Annotated in this window: 14 protein-coding genes; 4 read left to right on the plus strand and 10 right to left on the minus strand. The window is 62.9% G+C overall.

Translation table 11 applies throughout. The annotated features are described in order from the left end of the window. Positions 1 to 9: 9 nt before the first annotated feature. The 10 genes from H290_RS0103300 to H290_RS0103345 form a co-directional block, all read right to left on the minus strand. A complete protein-coding gene (locus H290_RS0103300; RefSeq protein ID WP_020105339.1) occupies positions 10 to 771 on the minus strand; it encodes an SDR family NAD(P)-dependent oxidoreductase in 762 nt (253 codons plus the stop codon). Beyond that, the gene (locus H290_RS0103305) at positions 768 to 2,072 is read right to left on the minus strand and encodes an acyl-CoA dehydrogenase family protein (protein WP_020105340.1); all 1,305 of its coding nucleotides are present in this window, start codon (positions 2,070 to 2,072) and stop codon (positions 768 to 770) included. Before H290_RS0103305 ends, H290_RS0103300 begins: the two co-directional genes overlap by 4 nt. Further along, the gene (locus tag H290_RS30070; protein ID WP_020105341.1) at positions 2,047 to 2,772 is read right to left on the minus strand and encodes a TetR/AcrR family transcriptional regulator; all 726 of its coding nucleotides are present in this window, start codon (positions 2,770 to 2,772) and stop codon (positions 2,047 to 2,049) included. Before H290_RS30070 ends, H290_RS0103305 begins: the two co-directional genes overlap by 26 nt. Positions 2,773 to 2,775: 3 nt before the next feature. Next, on the minus strand, positions 2,776 to 3,807 hold the full coding sequence (locus H290_RS0103315) for a phosphotransferase family protein (RefSeq protein WP_020105342.1): 1,032 nt from the start codon (positions 3,805 to 3,807) through the stop codon (positions 2,776 to 2,778). A 112-nt stretch (positions 3,808 to 3,919) separates the two neighbouring features. Then, positions 3,920 to 4,726 carry a sugar phosphate isomerase/epimerase gene (locus H290_RS27690; RefSeq protein ID WP_020105343.1) on the minus strand — a complete coding sequence of 269 codons (807 nt, stop codon included), beginning with the start codon at positions 4,724 to 4,726 and terminating at the stop codon, positions 3,920 to 3,922. A 3-nt stretch (positions 4,727 to 4,729) separates the two neighbouring features. Continuing rightward, on the minus strand, positions 4,730 to 5,929 hold the full coding sequence (locus H290_RS0103325; RefSeq protein ID WP_020105344.1) for a cytochrome P450: 1,200 nt from the start codon (positions 5,927 to 5,929) through the stop codon (positions 4,730 to 4,732). A gap of 47 nt (positions 5,930 to 5,976) precedes the next feature. Continuing rightward, a complete protein-coding gene (locus tag H290_RS0103330; protein WP_020105345.1) occupies positions 5,977 to 6,207 on the minus strand; it encodes a ferredoxin in 231 nt (76 codons plus the stop codon). Continuing rightward, positions 6,204 to 7,055, minus strand: a complete 852-nt coding sequence (locus H290_RS0103335; protein WP_020105346.1) for an NAD(P)-dependent oxidoreductase — start codon at positions 7,053 to 7,055, stop codon at positions 6,204 to 6,206. Before H290_RS0103335 ends, H290_RS0103330 begins: the two co-directional genes overlap by 4 nt. A gap of 60 nt (positions 7,056 to 7,115) precedes the next feature. Continuing rightward, entirely contained in the window at positions 7,116 to 8,585 is a 1,470-nt protein-coding gene (locus H290_RS0103340; RefSeq protein ID WP_020105347.1) for an aldehyde dehydrogenase family protein, read from the minus strand. A 59-nt stretch (positions 8,586 to 8,644) separates the two neighbouring features. Continuing rightward, positions 8,645 to 9,508: a mycofactocin-coupled SDR family oxidoreductase gene (locus H290_RS0103345; RefSeq protein ID WP_036518045.1), complete on the minus strand. Its 864-nt coding sequence runs from the start codon at positions 9,506 to 9,508 to the stop codon at positions 8,645 to 8,647. Between the two features lie 317 nt (positions 9,509 to 9,825). On the opposite strand from H290_RS0103345, the gene H290_RS0103350 reads away from it, so the two are divergent. From H290_RS0103350 to H290_RS0103365, 4 genes are all read left to right on the plus strand, one after another. Then, complete coding sequence (locus H290_RS0103350) at positions 9,826 to 10,647, plus strand: FadR/GntR family transcriptional regulator (protein WP_020105349.1); 822 nt, start codon at positions 9,826 to 9,828, stop codon at positions 10,645 to 10,647. Between the two features lie 219 nt (positions 10,648 to 10,866). Next, positions 10,867 to 12,054, plus strand: a complete 1,188-nt coding sequence (locus H290_RS0103355) for an amidohydrolase family protein (protein WP_020105350.1) — start codon at positions 10,867 to 10,869, stop codon at positions 12,052 to 12,054. 45 nt (positions 12,055 to 12,099) lie between these two features. Further along, positions 12,100 to 12,330, plus strand: a complete 231-nt coding sequence (locus tag H290_RS0103360) for a hypothetical protein (protein WP_020105351.1) — start codon at positions 12,100 to 12,102, stop codon at positions 12,328 to 12,330. 40 nt (positions 12,331 to 12,370) lie between these two features. Further along, a complete protein-coding gene (locus tag H290_RS0103365) occupies positions 12,371 to 14,035 on the plus strand; it encodes an OB-fold domain-containing protein (protein WP_155976682.1) in 1,665 nt (554 codons plus the stop codon). The last annotated feature ends 19 nt before the right edge of the window (positions 14,036 to 14,054 follow it).

Genomic DNA, 14,054 nt, shown 5'->3' on the forward strand with positions numbered 1-14,054 from the left:
TACGTAATTTCAGTAGAGGCCGCCGTCGACGCGGATGAGCGACGAGGTCGTGTAGCTCGAGGCGGGACTGGCCAAATACAGTGCGGCGGTGATGATCTCCTCGGGGTTGCCCGGCCGTCCGATTGCGCTGCGGGCGGTTTCACGTTTCTCCGGTGCCCATGCCTTGGAGATGTCGGTCAGGAATGGTCCTGCCGAGATCGTGTTGACGCGGACGTTGGGGCCGTATTCGCGTGCGAACACCTCGGTGAGGGCGTTGAGTGCGGCTTTCGCGCCGGCGTAAGGGCCGAAGCGGGGTTGGGGGAACAGTGCGCCGGAGGACGAGATGTTGATGATCGAGCCGCCGTCGCCGGCTGCCATCCGTTCGCCGATGACGGAGCTCAGATGAAATGGTCCCTTGAAGTTGACTCCGATGACTTTGTCGAAGAGTTCTTCGCTGGTCTCGGCCGATGATGGTGCAACGGGCGACATTCCGGCGTTGTTGACCAGGATGTCGACCTTGCCGAACACCTCGTACGCCTTGTCGATCAAGGCGTCGACTTCCTGCCATTTGCCGACGTGGCAGCTCACCGGAAGGGCCTTGCGGCCCAGCGCCTCGACCTCGCGGGCCACATCGGCGCAGGCTTCGGCTTTGCGGCTGGTGATGATGACGTCGGCGCCGGCGGCGGCGAAGGCGAGGACCATTTCGCGGCCGAGGCCACGGCTGCCGCCGGTGACGAGGGCGACTTTGCCGTCGAGGGAGAATTTGTCAGTTACAGAAGGTGTGGTGCTCATGCGATTCCGTACTCCTGGAGAACGTCGGCGTGCTTGATCTTGGCGGCCGCGAGTCGGGTGGGGAGGTGGTCGGTGGGGAACAGGCCTTCGGCAGGGGAGTAGTCCTTGAGGACTCCGCGGGCGACCGCGACCTTGTGAACTTCGGTGGGTCCGTCGGCCAGGCCCATCGAGAGCACGCCGGCCCACCAGATGTGCAGAGATGTTTCGACGGTGGCGCCCAGGGAGCCGTGGACCTGGATGGCTCGGTGGATGATGTCGTGGTAGATCTTGGCCATCGCGACCTTGCACATGGCGATGTGGGTGCGCGCGGCGCCGTGTGGCTGGTTGTCGATGATCCAGGCGGTCTTGATGACCAGCAGCCGGTACTGCTCGAGTTCGATGGCCGAATCGGCGATGAACTGCTGTACCAGTTGCTTTTTGGCGAGGACCTCGCCCTGGGTGTGGCGGGAGAGTGCGCGTTCGGCCATCATGTCCAGGGCACGCTGACATTTGCCGACAGTGCGCATCGCGTGGTGGACGCGGCCACCTCCGAGGCGGGCCTGGGCCACCTCGAAACCCTGTCCCGGACCACCGAGGATGGCGTCCGCGGGAACCCGGACATCGTTGTAGCGGATGTAGGCGTGGGTGCCTTCGTCGAGCTCGTCGCGGTCACCCATCACCGAGACGTTGCGAATGATCTCGATGCCGGCTGTTTCGGAGGGTACGACGAACATCGACATCCGGCGGTACGGGGAGGCGTCGGGATCGGTGACGGCCATGACGATGAGGAACGAGGCGTAGCGGGCGTTGGAGGAGAACCACTTCTCGCCGCTGATGACCCACTCGTCACCGTCTTTGCGTGCGCTGCAGATGAACTCCTTGGGGTCCGAACCGGCCTGGGGTTCTGTCATCGAGAAGCAGGAGACGATGTTGCCGTCGAGGAGTGGCTGCAGGTATCGGGCCTTTTGTTCCTCGGTACCGAACATCGCGAGGATTTCGGCGTTGCCGGTGTCGGGTGCGGCGGTGCCGAACACGGTGGGTGCCCACATCGATTGGCCCAGTGCCTCGTTGAGCAGGGCGAGCTTGAGCTGGCCGTAGCCCTGACCGCCGAGCTCGGGGCCGAGATGACAAGCCCAGAGACCTTGCGCCTTCACCTTCTCGCGCAGCGGCTCGAGGATGGCCCGGGCTGCCTTGTTCTCGGTGTTGTACGGCTGACCGAGATGCGGAAAGAGCACGTCGAGGGGTTCACACTCTTCGCGAATGAAGGTGTTCGCCCAGTCGAGCTTTTCCTGGAACTCAGGATCGGTCTGGAATTCCCACATTGTTTGATTCCTTTGGTGATTCGGGCGTCGCCTCGGATGGCGACACCGGTGCATGTTGTTTGCCCTGCGTGATTCCCGCGAGACAGAAGCGGGACAGATGTTCTCGCACTTGCAGTGTCGGTTCCTGTCCCGACTCCAAATACGTTGTTGTCAGCCCCATCACAAGTGTGTGCACGAACAGCGCGGTGCGATCAGCGTCGGGCACCTTGCCGTCGATGAGGATGGTGCGCAACAGGTCGACTATCCGGGAGCGACCGACCGGTTTGATCTCGCTCTGATTTCGCGCGATCTGACCGAGATTCCAGAGAATCACGGTGCTCAGCTCGGACAGAGTGGGATCCTCGATCTGCGCGAGCACGCCGTCGATCCAGGCGGTCAGTCGATCCTCCAGATGTTCGTGTTTGAACACCTGCCGCTCCAAATAGCCGTGGATCGTCAACAGTCCTTGTTCGTACGTCGCGACGATGACGTCATCGCGCGTCCGAAAGTGGCGGTAGAACGCCTGATTGGACATTCCCGCCTCACGGACGATGTCGGCGAGTCTGGGCTGTGCAGTGCACCCTTCGCGCAGCATGACCGTTTGCGTGGCAACGATCAGCCGGCGAACCTCGTCGTCGTACGAGGCCTGTCGGCGTGGGGTCGCCACGCGCCGGAGCTGTGTGCCACCGGAGATCACGGGTGACTGCGTCGGGTGACTCATGCGTCAGAGCCGGATCAAATCCATGGCTTCGGACAACAGGGTGGGCAGAGCCGGTTCCATGAGCTTGAACGATTCAGTCATGGTTCCTGCCCGGCGCGCTCGCTTGATCAGCAGTGCGGTGGCAGCTGCTTCCTTGTATCGGGTGAGCGCGTGGAACCAGTCGATGTTCTCGACCCGGCTGCCGACCACCTCTTCGTAGAGGCCGACCACCTCGTCGATGGTGGGAGTGCCACACGGCTCGGTGCCCTTGGTGGCGGGATGGCGTGCCTCGTCGGTGAAATAGGCAAGCCAGGTCAGGTCGATGCGCGGATCGCCGACGCTCCAGATCTCCCAGTCGATGATTGCCGTGACGCGATCACCTTCACACAGCGTATTACCCAGGCGATAGTCGCCGTGATTGATGACTGCTGGGACGGCAGGTGGGATCGAGGCGTGCAGAGCTTTTGCGCAGATCGTGTAGTCGCCCTGCAGATCTTCCGGAACAGTTTCGAATGCCCTTGTCCAACGGTTGATCTCGTCGGCGATCGAAATATGCGGCTCGTCACCCAGGCCGACATCGGCCGGCGTGATCTGATGCAGATGTGCCAGCATTCGCGTGGCGTCGATGTAGCGTGCTCGATTTTCGGAGCGAGTCGCGGCGTCGCGCGGCCGGTCGCCGTCGAGGATAGGTTCGACGCACTCGCCGGGGAGCATCTGCATGCCGACAAACGGCGGGATCTCGGGCGGGGAGCCGGGGTGTTCGAAACGAATCGCCGGAGCGGCAACCCCGGTGACGCCCTGCACCGCCTGCATCACCCGTCCCTGTCGTAGAACGTCGCGGTTGCGCACCGGTTCGAGCCCGGGAGGTGCGACCTTGAGCACCACGGGCTCGGTGATCGACCCGGCCGTGGCGTCGGCGACGAACGTCAGACTCGACGATCCACCGGTCAGCGAACGCACATTGGTGACCTCGAGTCCGGGTCGCCATCGATCGCCGGCCTCAGTGGCGCGTGACGTCAGATCCGCTATGAACGCGGCTTGTTCGGATTCGTGCATTGACCAACCCATCTTTTCCGGGACGGCGGTGAAAGTGAGATTGCCGTTCTCAGATCAGTGTTCTGGGTTGTGATCTCGTTGTCAGCACTCAAGTCCGTTCAGTGGAACGCGATCACACCGGTTGGGCTGGAGTCGTTGCCTTTTCGATGTATTTCACGGCCCGCCGGGCAGCTTCGACGGTGCCTTCGGTTTCCATTCGTGGACCGAACTGTTCGATGTCGAACACGCCCCGGTAGCCGGCTGCGGCAATCTTGCCCAGCAGTGCGTCAAGAGGGATGGTGCCGTCGCCCGGAACGACTTTGACGGGCTTTCCCTCTTCGAGCACCGTATCGCCGACCTGCACGAGTCCGATCAGATCCAGGTGATGCGAGAGGAAGTCGTCGAACATCGGGTCGTCCCAGACGTGGTACAGATCGAAACAGACACCCAGTCCGCTCTGCCGGTTGAGTTCCAGAACCTCGTCGAGTGTGTGGACAAAGGAGACCCAGGCATATTCGTGGATGGTTGGTTCCACCGCCAGTTGCACACCGACACTCGCCGCGTAGGCGGTGACCGGCGCAATGAAATCGCCGAACATTGCCACAGAGTCTGCTCTGCTCTCGGTGACCAAGGGGCCGGTTACCGAGTAGACAGCTTGTGATCCCAACGACGCTGCCGCATCAAGGGTCTCGATGTAATCGGTACGCGCCGCCTGCCAGGAGTCCCGATTGCCGAGGTCCTTCGGAAACGGGCCGACGAAGCCTGCCACGGCGATTCCTGAGGCCTTGATCTGTGCAATGCCCTTGTCCCAGCCGGACTCTCGCACCACCGCAGTCTGCAGGGTGGTCGCGGCCACCCCGGCTTCCTGGACAGCATCGAGAGTTCGGGCGAGATCGAAATCGGGGAAGCACAGGCCGCTGACCGAGAGTTGGTTGCTCATCTGTTACACATCCCATTCCAGGATGACGCCGCCGCTCGGACCCAACTGTGCGCCGGATTCCTTGGGATCGGACTTGTCGGAGAGGCGATACTCGGGAATGAGGCGATGCCATTCCTCGAGTGCGATCTTGAGTTCGCGACGTGCCAAATGTGACCCGAGGCAGCGGTGGGGTCCGGCGCCGAAGGCGATGTGGTTGTTCGGACTCCGGTCGATCAGGACCTCTTTGGCATCGTCATACACCGAATCGTCGCGCGTCGCGAGATTGAGCGGGACCGAGATCATCTCGCCGGCCTTGATCGGGCAGCCGGCGATCTCGGTGTCCTTGGTGACCTTGCGAGAAGGCAACACGATAGCGTGCGCACGGAGCATTTCCTCGATGGCGGTCGGGATGAGCTCGGGATCCTCGGCGAGGCGGCGGCGATCTTCGTCGTGGGTCGCCAGATGCATGAAGGTGATACCCAATGTGGCCGAGACGGTGTCGAGGCCTGCCATGAACATCAACAGGCAGAAGGCACGCATATCCTCGTCGTTGACCGGCTTGCCGTCGATCTCAAAAGCGAGGGCCTTGCTGACGAGATCGTCCTTCGGCTCGATCCGTCGCGCCGCGATGATCTTGTCGAAGTATTCGGTGACCGCGATGGTTGCGGTCTCACGCCGCTGTGCGGTCTCTTCGGCCGTGCCGGCCGAGACGTGCAAGATCTCGTCCTCCCAGTGGAGGAATTTGTCGAGATCTTCAAAGGGCAGGCCCATCAGTTCGAGAAAGATGAATGAGGGGTACTGATTCGCGAAGTCCTTCATGAAATCGCAGGATCCGCGCTTGGCGATCGACTCGATCAGTTCGACGGCGCGGTCGCGCACTTTGTCCTCGAGAACCTCGACTGCCTTCGGCGCGAACTGCGGGCCCAACTGCTTACGCCACTGACGATGCTCGTCACCGTCGAGCATTTCGGGGATCCAGCGGTAGGTGGGATTCGGATTGAACACTGTGACCGCTGAGTTCGAGAACGTAGCGGCATCCTGGTATACCGCCATGATCTCCTCATAGCGGGTGACGATGTAGTGGCCATTCGCGAACTCGTTCCGGATGACCGGTGCCTCGTCGCGCAAGCGGTCGTAGAAGTCGATCTTCTCGCCGAAGGGCTTCTCTTCGTAGTGGTTGAAATTATGAACCGGGCAGGTCGAGGGCGATTCGGTGGTGCTCAAGGTGTTCCTCCGGGGGTCGGGCGGACGCTGGTGATGGAACTGCGTGATCAGCTCAGGCTGATAGCGCGCTCGGGGCAGGCGGCGACAGCTTCCCGTGCCTTGCTTTCGTCGCCATCCGGGATGTCCACCTGGGCGTGCAGGGCGTAGCCGCTCTCGTCGAGGTCGAACAGTTCGGGATCGACCATGAAGCAGCGGGCGTGGCCCGAGCACTTGTTCAGATCGATTTCTACCTTCATGGCGGCCTTCTTTCCTGTGTGGTTGATATCGATGTCGGTCACGATGGGCTGCTTTCGAGTTGTTCGGCCGACAACCGGTCGTCTATGAGGTTCATCGGTCCGAGTTCGGCCGCGGTGAGCAGCGCATTGATGTCGATGTCCAGCTCGGTGGCAACCGTGCGGACCGTGTCGAGGTCCTTGCGCAGGTAGCGCGGGAGCCGCTCGCTGTATGCGGCCGCTTGCTGGCCGGATGCGGTGATGTAGTTGGCGGCGGTGCTGCCGCCACTGCATGCGGCGAGTACCTCCAAAAGTTTTTCCTCGGTGAGTCCGAGTGTTTCGGCGGAATGCAGTGCCGAGAGGGTGATCTGTGAAAACGCCGCGAAGAGTGCGTTGTTCAGCAGCTTGGCCGCGAGGGCAGTTCCGAGGCCGCCGGTGCGAATGATGTTGCAGGCGTACGCAGAAACGGTATGTGCTGCAATGTCGACGCCCGTACCTTCACCGCCCAGCATCACGGTCAATTGCCCCCGGCGGATCGCCGCCGGATTTCCGCTGAATGGGGCCTCCACCACGGACACCCCGACATCGGCGGCGAGCGCTCCGAGTCGACGTACGGTGGAAGGGCTTCCGGTCGTATGGGACAGGAAAACCGAACCCGGACGCATCTTCTCGATGATGGGTGGGCAGACCTCGAGCACCTGCTCGTCGGTGAACAGGCAGGCGACGACGACGTCGGCTGCTGCCAATTGTTCTGGCGTGGTCACGGTGATCGCGCCGAGGGCGCCGAGCCGCTCAAGAACGTCGGGGCGCCGGGCGTAGACCGTGGTCGAACGCCCATCGGCCAGAAGCCGCTCGACCATGGGTTCGCCGATCAGTCCGGTACCGACGAATCCGATGTGGGGGGAATCGCTCATGTTGTGTGTCCTGTGTCGAAGCGCGTCGTGGTGAAGGATCGGTTGGTGGCCGGGCGACCGCTATCCGGAGGCCACGCCCCACGCGATGGTCTTGGTCTGCAGGAACTCGTCGAGTCCGGCGTCGCCCCGTTCGCGACCCAGACCGCTCTGCTTGTAGCCGCCGAACGGTCCGTGGGGGGTGAGCCCGCCGCCGCCGCCATTGACGGTGACGTAGCCCGTCCGTAGGCGTTTGGCGATTGCGTATGCCCGGACCGGATCCTTGGACCACACGCCACCGGCCAACCCGTACTCGCTGTCGTTGGCGATGCGAACGGCGTCGTCGTCGGTGTCGAAGGGGATCATCACACCGACCGGGCCGAAGAACTCGCGTTGCGCGATGGTCATCGAGTTGTCCACGTCGACAAACAGAGTCGGCTCGATGTAGAAGCCCTTCTCGAGGCCGGTCGGGCGGCCACCGCCGACAGCGATCGTTGCGCCCTCGTCGACGCCGATCCCGATGAGCTCTTCGACCTTCGCGCGTTGCGCGGCGCTACCGAGTGGTCCCATCACGGTATCGGCGGAGGCCGGATCTCCGACTTTGACCGCAGCCAGGGCGGCTTTGGTGAGTTCGGTGAGCTCGTCGAGCCGGGAGGCGTGGACGAGAGTCCGGGTCAAGAAGGCGCATCCCTGGCCGGCATGCAGAATCGTGTCGCGCACAACCGATCCCACGGCCTTGGTCAGATCCGCATCCTCGCAGATGATGTTGGCGGACTTGCCGCCGAGTTCGAGGATCACTTTCTTCAGGGTAGGCGCAGCCTGCTCGAATACCTTGCGCCCCACCATCTCTGAGCCGGTGAAACTGACCACGTCCACCATCGGGTTGGTGCTCAGTTCGACGCCGGTGTCGAGGTCGCCCGCGATGATGTTCAGGACGCCGCGCGGCAACCCGGCCTCGTCGGCGATCTCACCCAGGATGAAGGCTTCCAGCGGTGTGGTCGGCGCGGGTTTGAGTACCGTGGTGCACCCTGCCGCCAGGGCCGGCGCCAGTTTCATCAGGTTCAGGTACAACGGAAAGTTGTACGCCGAGACCAGCGCCGCGACACCGAAAGGCTCCCGGCGGATCACACCCTGCCCGATCCCGACACCGACATGGGGCGCCATCGGTTCCTCCATCGGGAACCTCAGCATCACGCGCTCGGCCATGTCCCGGAAGTGGGCGATCGGAATGCCGGTCTGGAAGGACTGCGCGCCGGCCCGGGTGCTCCCGGCCTCGGCGATATTGAGCTCGACCAACTCTTCCTGTCGCTTCTCCATCACGTCGGCCATCCGGATCAGGATCTCGGAGCGTTCCCTGACCGACATCTCCGGCCAGGGGCCTTCGTCGAATGCCGTTCGGGCAGCGGAGATTGCGCGTGCGACGTCGGCACGAGACGCGACCGGTGCAAGCCCGACGACCTCTTCGGTGGCGGGATTGATCACCGGCGCGGTGCGTCCGGTCTCCGGGGGCACCCAGGCGCCGTCGATGTAGAGGTTGTGGAATTCCTTGAGCATGGTGATCCTTGGGAGAGTTGCGAGAAGTGACCCAGGTGCGACTGGTGGCTAGGCGAGAGTCATTTGATGGCGTACGCGTGGGTATGCGCAAGCGACTGTCCGGCATCGACTTTCATCTGCAGGCCGGTCACGAACTGGGCGTCGTCGGAGGCGAGGAACAGCACGGCTTTGCTGATGTCCTCAGGCTCCACCCACGGTGTCGTCGGCATCGGCTGAGTCGACGCGAAGGCGTCGACCGTGTCTTCGCGGGTGGGCGCCTCGAGGTCGGGACGGAAGATCTTGTACATGCCTTCGCTGTGCAGCATGTCGGTGTTGCAGTTCGTCGGGTGCACGGCATTGACGCGGATTGATTCGGGTGCCAACGCCTTGGCCGCGTCGTGCACGAACTGCGCTACACCTTTCTTGGCATGGGTGTAACCGGCGCCGCCGGGACCCATCGCGGGACTGTCGCTGCCACCCTTCATCAGTGCAGCGGTGGATCCGGTCGCGATGATCGAGGCGCCGGCCCTCAGGTGCGGGTACGCGGCGCTGACGGTGTTGATCACACCGACCAGGTCGACGTCGACGGCATCGAGGAATGCGTTGCCCGGCATCTGTCCGAGAGGGCAGATACCGGCGTTGGCCAGCACGATGTCCAGACGTCCCAGTTCGGCCACACCCTGCTCGAGGGCCTGGCGTAGCTGTCCGGGATCCCGGACGTCGGCGATCGAGGTCACGCACCGGCGGTCCTCTTTCTCGACCAGGCGGCGGGTCTCCTCGAGATCGTCGGAAGACGCCAGAGCGTAAGTGTTCGTCTCGATGTCGGCGCAGATGTCCACCGCGATGATGTCGGCGCCTTCAGCGGCAAGTGCCAGAGCATGGCTGCGGCCCTGTCCCCGGGCCGCGCCCGTGATGAATGCAACCTTGCCGTCAAGCTTTCCCATGGTGACTCCTCGTCGGATGGTGGTGCCCTGCAGTCTTCCGATCAGGTCCCCGCACGGCACGGGTCAGTACTTCCGGGCGACGAAACTCGCTCCGAACTCAGAATGATCTAACTAGTAATACCTTGTGGCTTGCATCACTGTAAACCTCCACTGCGATTTGGGGTGCATCCGGCGTGGAAATGGATGGCAATATGCAATGGGTTGACCATATCGCCGAGGCATATTGGCTGGTCAAAGATATTCCGGAGAGTGGAACTGTGTGCCGGTGACCGGAAACGCGGCGCCGTTGTCGCAGGAGGGCGGTTAGAATCCGTCACATGGAATCCGGACAAGGCGTGGGGTGGGCGTCCGTCGGTGCCGTTACCGCCGGCAGCGTGCGAACACCGAAGGCGTCGGAGCAGATTGCCGACAGGTTGCGGGGGCAGATCGTCCGAGGTGAGATCGCCACGGGCGAGATGTTGCCTCCGGAGAAGACGCTGATCCAGTATCTCGGGGTCTCACGTCCGACATTGCGTGAAGCGTTTCGCATCCTGGAGAGCGAAGGCCTGATCACGGTGGTCACCGGATCGCGCGGCGGGGCGAAGGCGCAATTGCCTGACCTGGGCATTGCGACGCGCCAGATCGGTCAATATCTCCAGGTCCACAACACGACCCTGGCTGATCTGCTCGAGGCCCGGACCGATTTCGAAACGGCGTGTGTACGCCACCTTGCGAACCGGTGTCCGCCGGAGGGGCTCGAAGCCTTCAAGCGTTGTCTCGCGGCCCATCGCGCAGCACTCGACAAGGGTGTCGATGACCCTGCTGCATTTGCGGATTGGGTTGCGCTGACTGCCGAGTTCCATGAGCTCATTGCGCACTACTGCGGCAACAAGACGCTCGAGGTGCAGGTCAGCGTCCTGTCGGATGTGCTTTTGCAGCATCGTCAAATGGGTATCAAGCAGCGCGAAGACGATGTCGAAGTACCCTCGCGGACCTCGTATATTCCGTGGGTGATCGACGACTATGCGACGCTGATCGTCCTGGTCGAGGCCCGCGATTCCGCGGGAGCCGAACGACATTGGCGGCGCCATCTCGAGGCGGCCACTGAGGTCACGTACCGAAATCGAGATCGCCAAGCCACCGTGAGTGTGTTCAACTGACCTCAATTCTGTAGTCCGCCAACGTATTCAGCGGACGTTCCAACCTTTGACGGCACGCAGGCCCCGCGTGCCGTCTTCTTTGTCTCGGCGTTCGGATCGGCCGAATGCGGGTGGAATTTCTCGGTCGGGATGGTGACGCAGGCAACATATTCTGATAGCGTCGAGAAAGTTAAACAAGTAACCGCCTTCTTGCGCTCTGCGCACACCTCAGGAGGACTCATGCCACTGCAGAGCCACATGCAACTCATTTCCACCGACGACCACCTGATCGAGCATCCGCTGCTCTGGTCGGATCGCCTGCCCAAGAAATTCCTCGAGGCCGGACCGAAGATCATCGAGAAGGAGATGCCGAGGTCGATCCACGTCGGAGACGGCGGGAGGAAAGACGGCGGCACCAAGCTCGCCGAGGTGTGGGAGTACGAAGGCCGCGTGTACCCGTACATCGGACTGAACGCGGTCGCCGGCAAGAAGCCCGAGGAGTTCGGCGCCGAGCCCACCCGGTACGAAGACATGATTCCCGGCTGCTACGAGCCGAAGGCCCGTATTGCGGACATGGACATTGACGGCGTACACGCGACCCTGTCGTTCCCCTCGTTCCCGCGCTTCGCCGGCACGGTCTTCCTCGATGGTCAGGACAAAGAGCTCGCACTCCTGTCTGTTCAGGCCTGGAACGACTATGTGCTCGACGAATGGTGTGCTGCCGCGCCAGATCGCCTGATCCCGCTGGTGATTCTTCCGCTCTGGTCGGCCGACGAAGCTGCCAAGGAGGTCTACCGGACCGCGGCCAAGGGCGCCAAGGCGATCTCGTTCCCGGAAAACCCTTCACCACTGGGTCTTCCGTCGTTCCATACAAACCACTGGGATCCGGTGTTCAAGGCTGCGGTGGAGACCGGGATGCCGCTCTGCGTTCATTTCGGCACCTCCGGAAAGGCGCCGATCACCGCGCCCGAGGCTCCGATGGCCGTGATGACGTCGCTGTTCGGCTGCAACTCGATGTATGCCACCGCCGATCTGCTGTTCTCGCCGACCTTCCACAACCACCCCGAACTCAAGGTGATGTTGTCCGAGGGTGGCATCGGCTGGGTGCCGTACATGCTCGAGCGCATGGATGCGGTCTGGACGAAGCATCGCTTCTACCAGAACATCAATCAGAGCGCACTCCCGTCGGAACTGTTCGCCAAGCACCTGTTCGGCTGCTTCATCGAGGACGAGTTCGGTCTGGCGAATCGGCACCATGTCGGAATCGACAACATCACCTGGGAAGGTGACTACCCGCATTCCGATTCCAACTGGCCGAACAGCCGCAAGCTCGTGCACGACGCCATGCTCAATATCCCGGACGAGGATGTGCACAAGATGGTCGAGCTCAACGCCCGCCGGCTGCTCAATTTCCCGCGCACCAGCTGAAACTTTCGCCGAAAGCCGTTATCACCGAAAAGGATTGAACAGTCAATGGAAGAGCCGATCGAACAGATTCCACAGGACGACTGGGTAGAACAGGATCTGTTGACCCGGGATCTGGCGGGCTCGCTGCTCGACGGTGAGATCGCTGCCGAGCGTGACCGGCTGGCGCGCCTCGAGCGTGGTGAGGGCGGCGACGACATCGTGATGAGCAAAGCGGACATGGAACGCAGGCTCGCGGCGATGATCGACATCCGGACCAAGAACGCGCACAAAGGCTGAAACTGCGGCGCGTGCGACTGTGAGTGAAGTGGAGGAACGTGTGACAACGATCGTTGAAACCGGACGGCCGGTGCCGCAGCCGACACCCGGACGGGAACCCTACTGGGCCTCGGGTGCCGAGGGGCTCCTGCGGATCGCGCGCTGCCGGGACTGCGCCGGATGGATGCATACCCAGAACGTGCTCTGTCCGCATTGTCGCGGTCGGGACATCGGCTGGGAGCCGGTGTCCGGGCGCGCCACCGTGGTGGGTTTCACGATCAATGTCCAGCAATGGCTTCCCAAGTTTCCTCCTCCCTATGTGGTGGCAATCGTTGCGCTGGAAGAAGATTCGCGTGTCCGATTGACCACGAACATCGTCGGATGTGATCCGGCGGACGTCTCGGTGGGCACGCAGGTCCGGGTGGTGTTCGAACAGGTTTCAGAGAATGTCTGGCTGCCGTTGTTCGAAGTGGATCCCGAACGGGCAGGTGTGGCCGGGACTGTGCCAGAGCCGGACGATCTCCGGCCGCGACTGCGCCCGCCGGCGTCAACGCGCAGGTTCGAGCACGAGGTCGCGATCACCGGTGTCGGGCAATCGAAAATCGGGCGCAGGCTCATGGTCGAACCACTGTCGCTGACGGTGGACGCCTGCCTGCAGGCAATCGAAGATGCCGGGCTGACACTCGAGGACATCGACGGGCTGTCCACGTATCCCGGAAGCGGCGGTGCCGGCGGCATGTCCGAGGGCGGCATCATGGCCGTCGAGCAGGCACTGTCGGTCCGGCCCACCTGGGTCAACGGTGGCAGTGAGTTGCCGGGACAGAACGGATCCATTGTCGCGGCGATGCTGGCGGTTGCCTCCGGTTTGTGCCGCCACGTGCTGTGCTTCCGCACCGTGTGGGAATCGACCAATGCCGAGCTCGTCAAGGCCGGGCGATGGAAACCGGCTGCGGGCCCGGCGGTGGGGATGTTCGAGCATCGTGCGCCGTTCGGCGCGATGTCCGCGGCGAACTGGATTGCGTGTCAGGCGTCGAACTACTTCCACAGGTACGGCGGCACCAGGGAGACCCTCGGCGCGATCGCGGTCAACGCCCGCAGCAACGCGTCCGCGAATCCCGAAGCGGTGTATCGCGATCCGATCACGATGGACGACTACCTGTCGGCGCGAATGGTCTCGTCGCCATTCGGCCTGTACGACTGCGATGTCCCGGTCGATGGTGCGGTCGCGGTGATCATCTCGGCGGCCGAGACCGCGGTGGACCGGCCGAATCCGCCCGTGTATGTGGAGGCGGTCGGTACCCAGATCATGGAGAACCTGTCCTGGGACCAGGGCACCCTCAGCCATCTGCCACAGTCTCTCGGGATCGGCACACATCTGTGGAGCCGCACCGATCTGCGGCAGGACGACGTCGACGTCGCACTGCTCTACGACGGGTTCACCTTCAACGCGTTGTCGTGGCTGGAGGGCCTCGGGTTCTGTGAGCTCGGTGGCGCCGGTGATTTCATCGATTCCGGTCGCGGGATCGCGATCGACGGCAGGCTGCCGCTGAATCCGCATGGAGGTCAGCTCTCCGCCGGCCGGACACATGGTTATGGGTTCTTCCGCGAGGCCGTCCTGCAACTGCGCGGACAGGCGCCCGGCCGGCAGGTGGCCGATCCGAAGGTCGCGGTGGTGAGCTCCGGCGGCGGTGTTCCCTCCGGCGCAATCCTGCTCCGCAACGTATGAATTGTCTTGCTTCCCAGTC

The sequence above is a fragment of the Nocardia sp. 348MFTsu5.1 genome (genome assembly GCF_000383535.1).
In the GTDB taxonomy this organism is placed as follows: Bacteria; Actinomycetota; Actinomycetes; order Mycobacteriales; family Mycobacteriaceae; genus Williamsia; species Williamsia faeni.

Coding starts and splice junctions, on each gene's coding strand:
- H290_RS0103300 (WP_020105339.1), bottom strand. CDS start 771: ATGAGCACCACACCTTCTGTAACTGACAAATTCTCCCTCGACGGCAAA.
- H290_RS0103305 (WP_020105340.1), bottom strand. CDS start 2,072: ATGTGGGAATTCCAGACCGATCCTGAGTTCCAGGAAAAGCTCGACTGG.
- H290_RS30070 (WP_020105341.1), bottom strand. CDS start 2,772: ATGAGTCACCCGACGCAGTCACCCGTGATCTCCGGTGGCACACAGCTC.
- H290_RS0103315 (WP_020105342.1), bottom strand. CDS start 3,807: ATGCACGAATCCGAACAAGCCGCGTTCATAGCGGATCTGACGTCACGC.
- H290_RS27690 (WP_020105343.1), bottom strand. CDS start 4,726: ATGAGCAACCAACTCTCGGTCAGCGGCCTGTGCTTCCCCGATTTCGAT.
- H290_RS0103335 (WP_020105346.1), bottom strand. CDS start 7,055: ATGAGCGATTCCCCCCACATCGGATTCGTCGGTACCGGACTGATCGGC.
- H290_RS0103340 (WP_020105347.1), bottom strand. CDS start 8,585: ATGCTCAAGGAATTCCACAACCTCTACATCGACGGCGCCTGGGTGCCC.
- H290_RS0103345 (WP_036518045.1), bottom strand. CDS start 9,508: ATGGGAAAGCTTGACGGCAAGGTTGCATTCATCACGGGCGCGGCCCGG.
- H290_RS0103350 (WP_020105349.1), top strand. CDS start 9,826: ATGGAATCCGGACAAGGCGTGGGGTGGGCGTCCGTCGGTGCCGTTACC.
- H290_RS0103355 (WP_020105350.1), top strand. CDS start 10,867: ATGCCACTGCAGAGCCACATGCAACTCATTTCCACCGACGACCACCTG.
- H290_RS0103360 (WP_020105351.1), top strand. CDS start 12,100: ATGGAAGAGCCGATCGAACAGATTCCACAGGACGACTGGGTAGAACAG.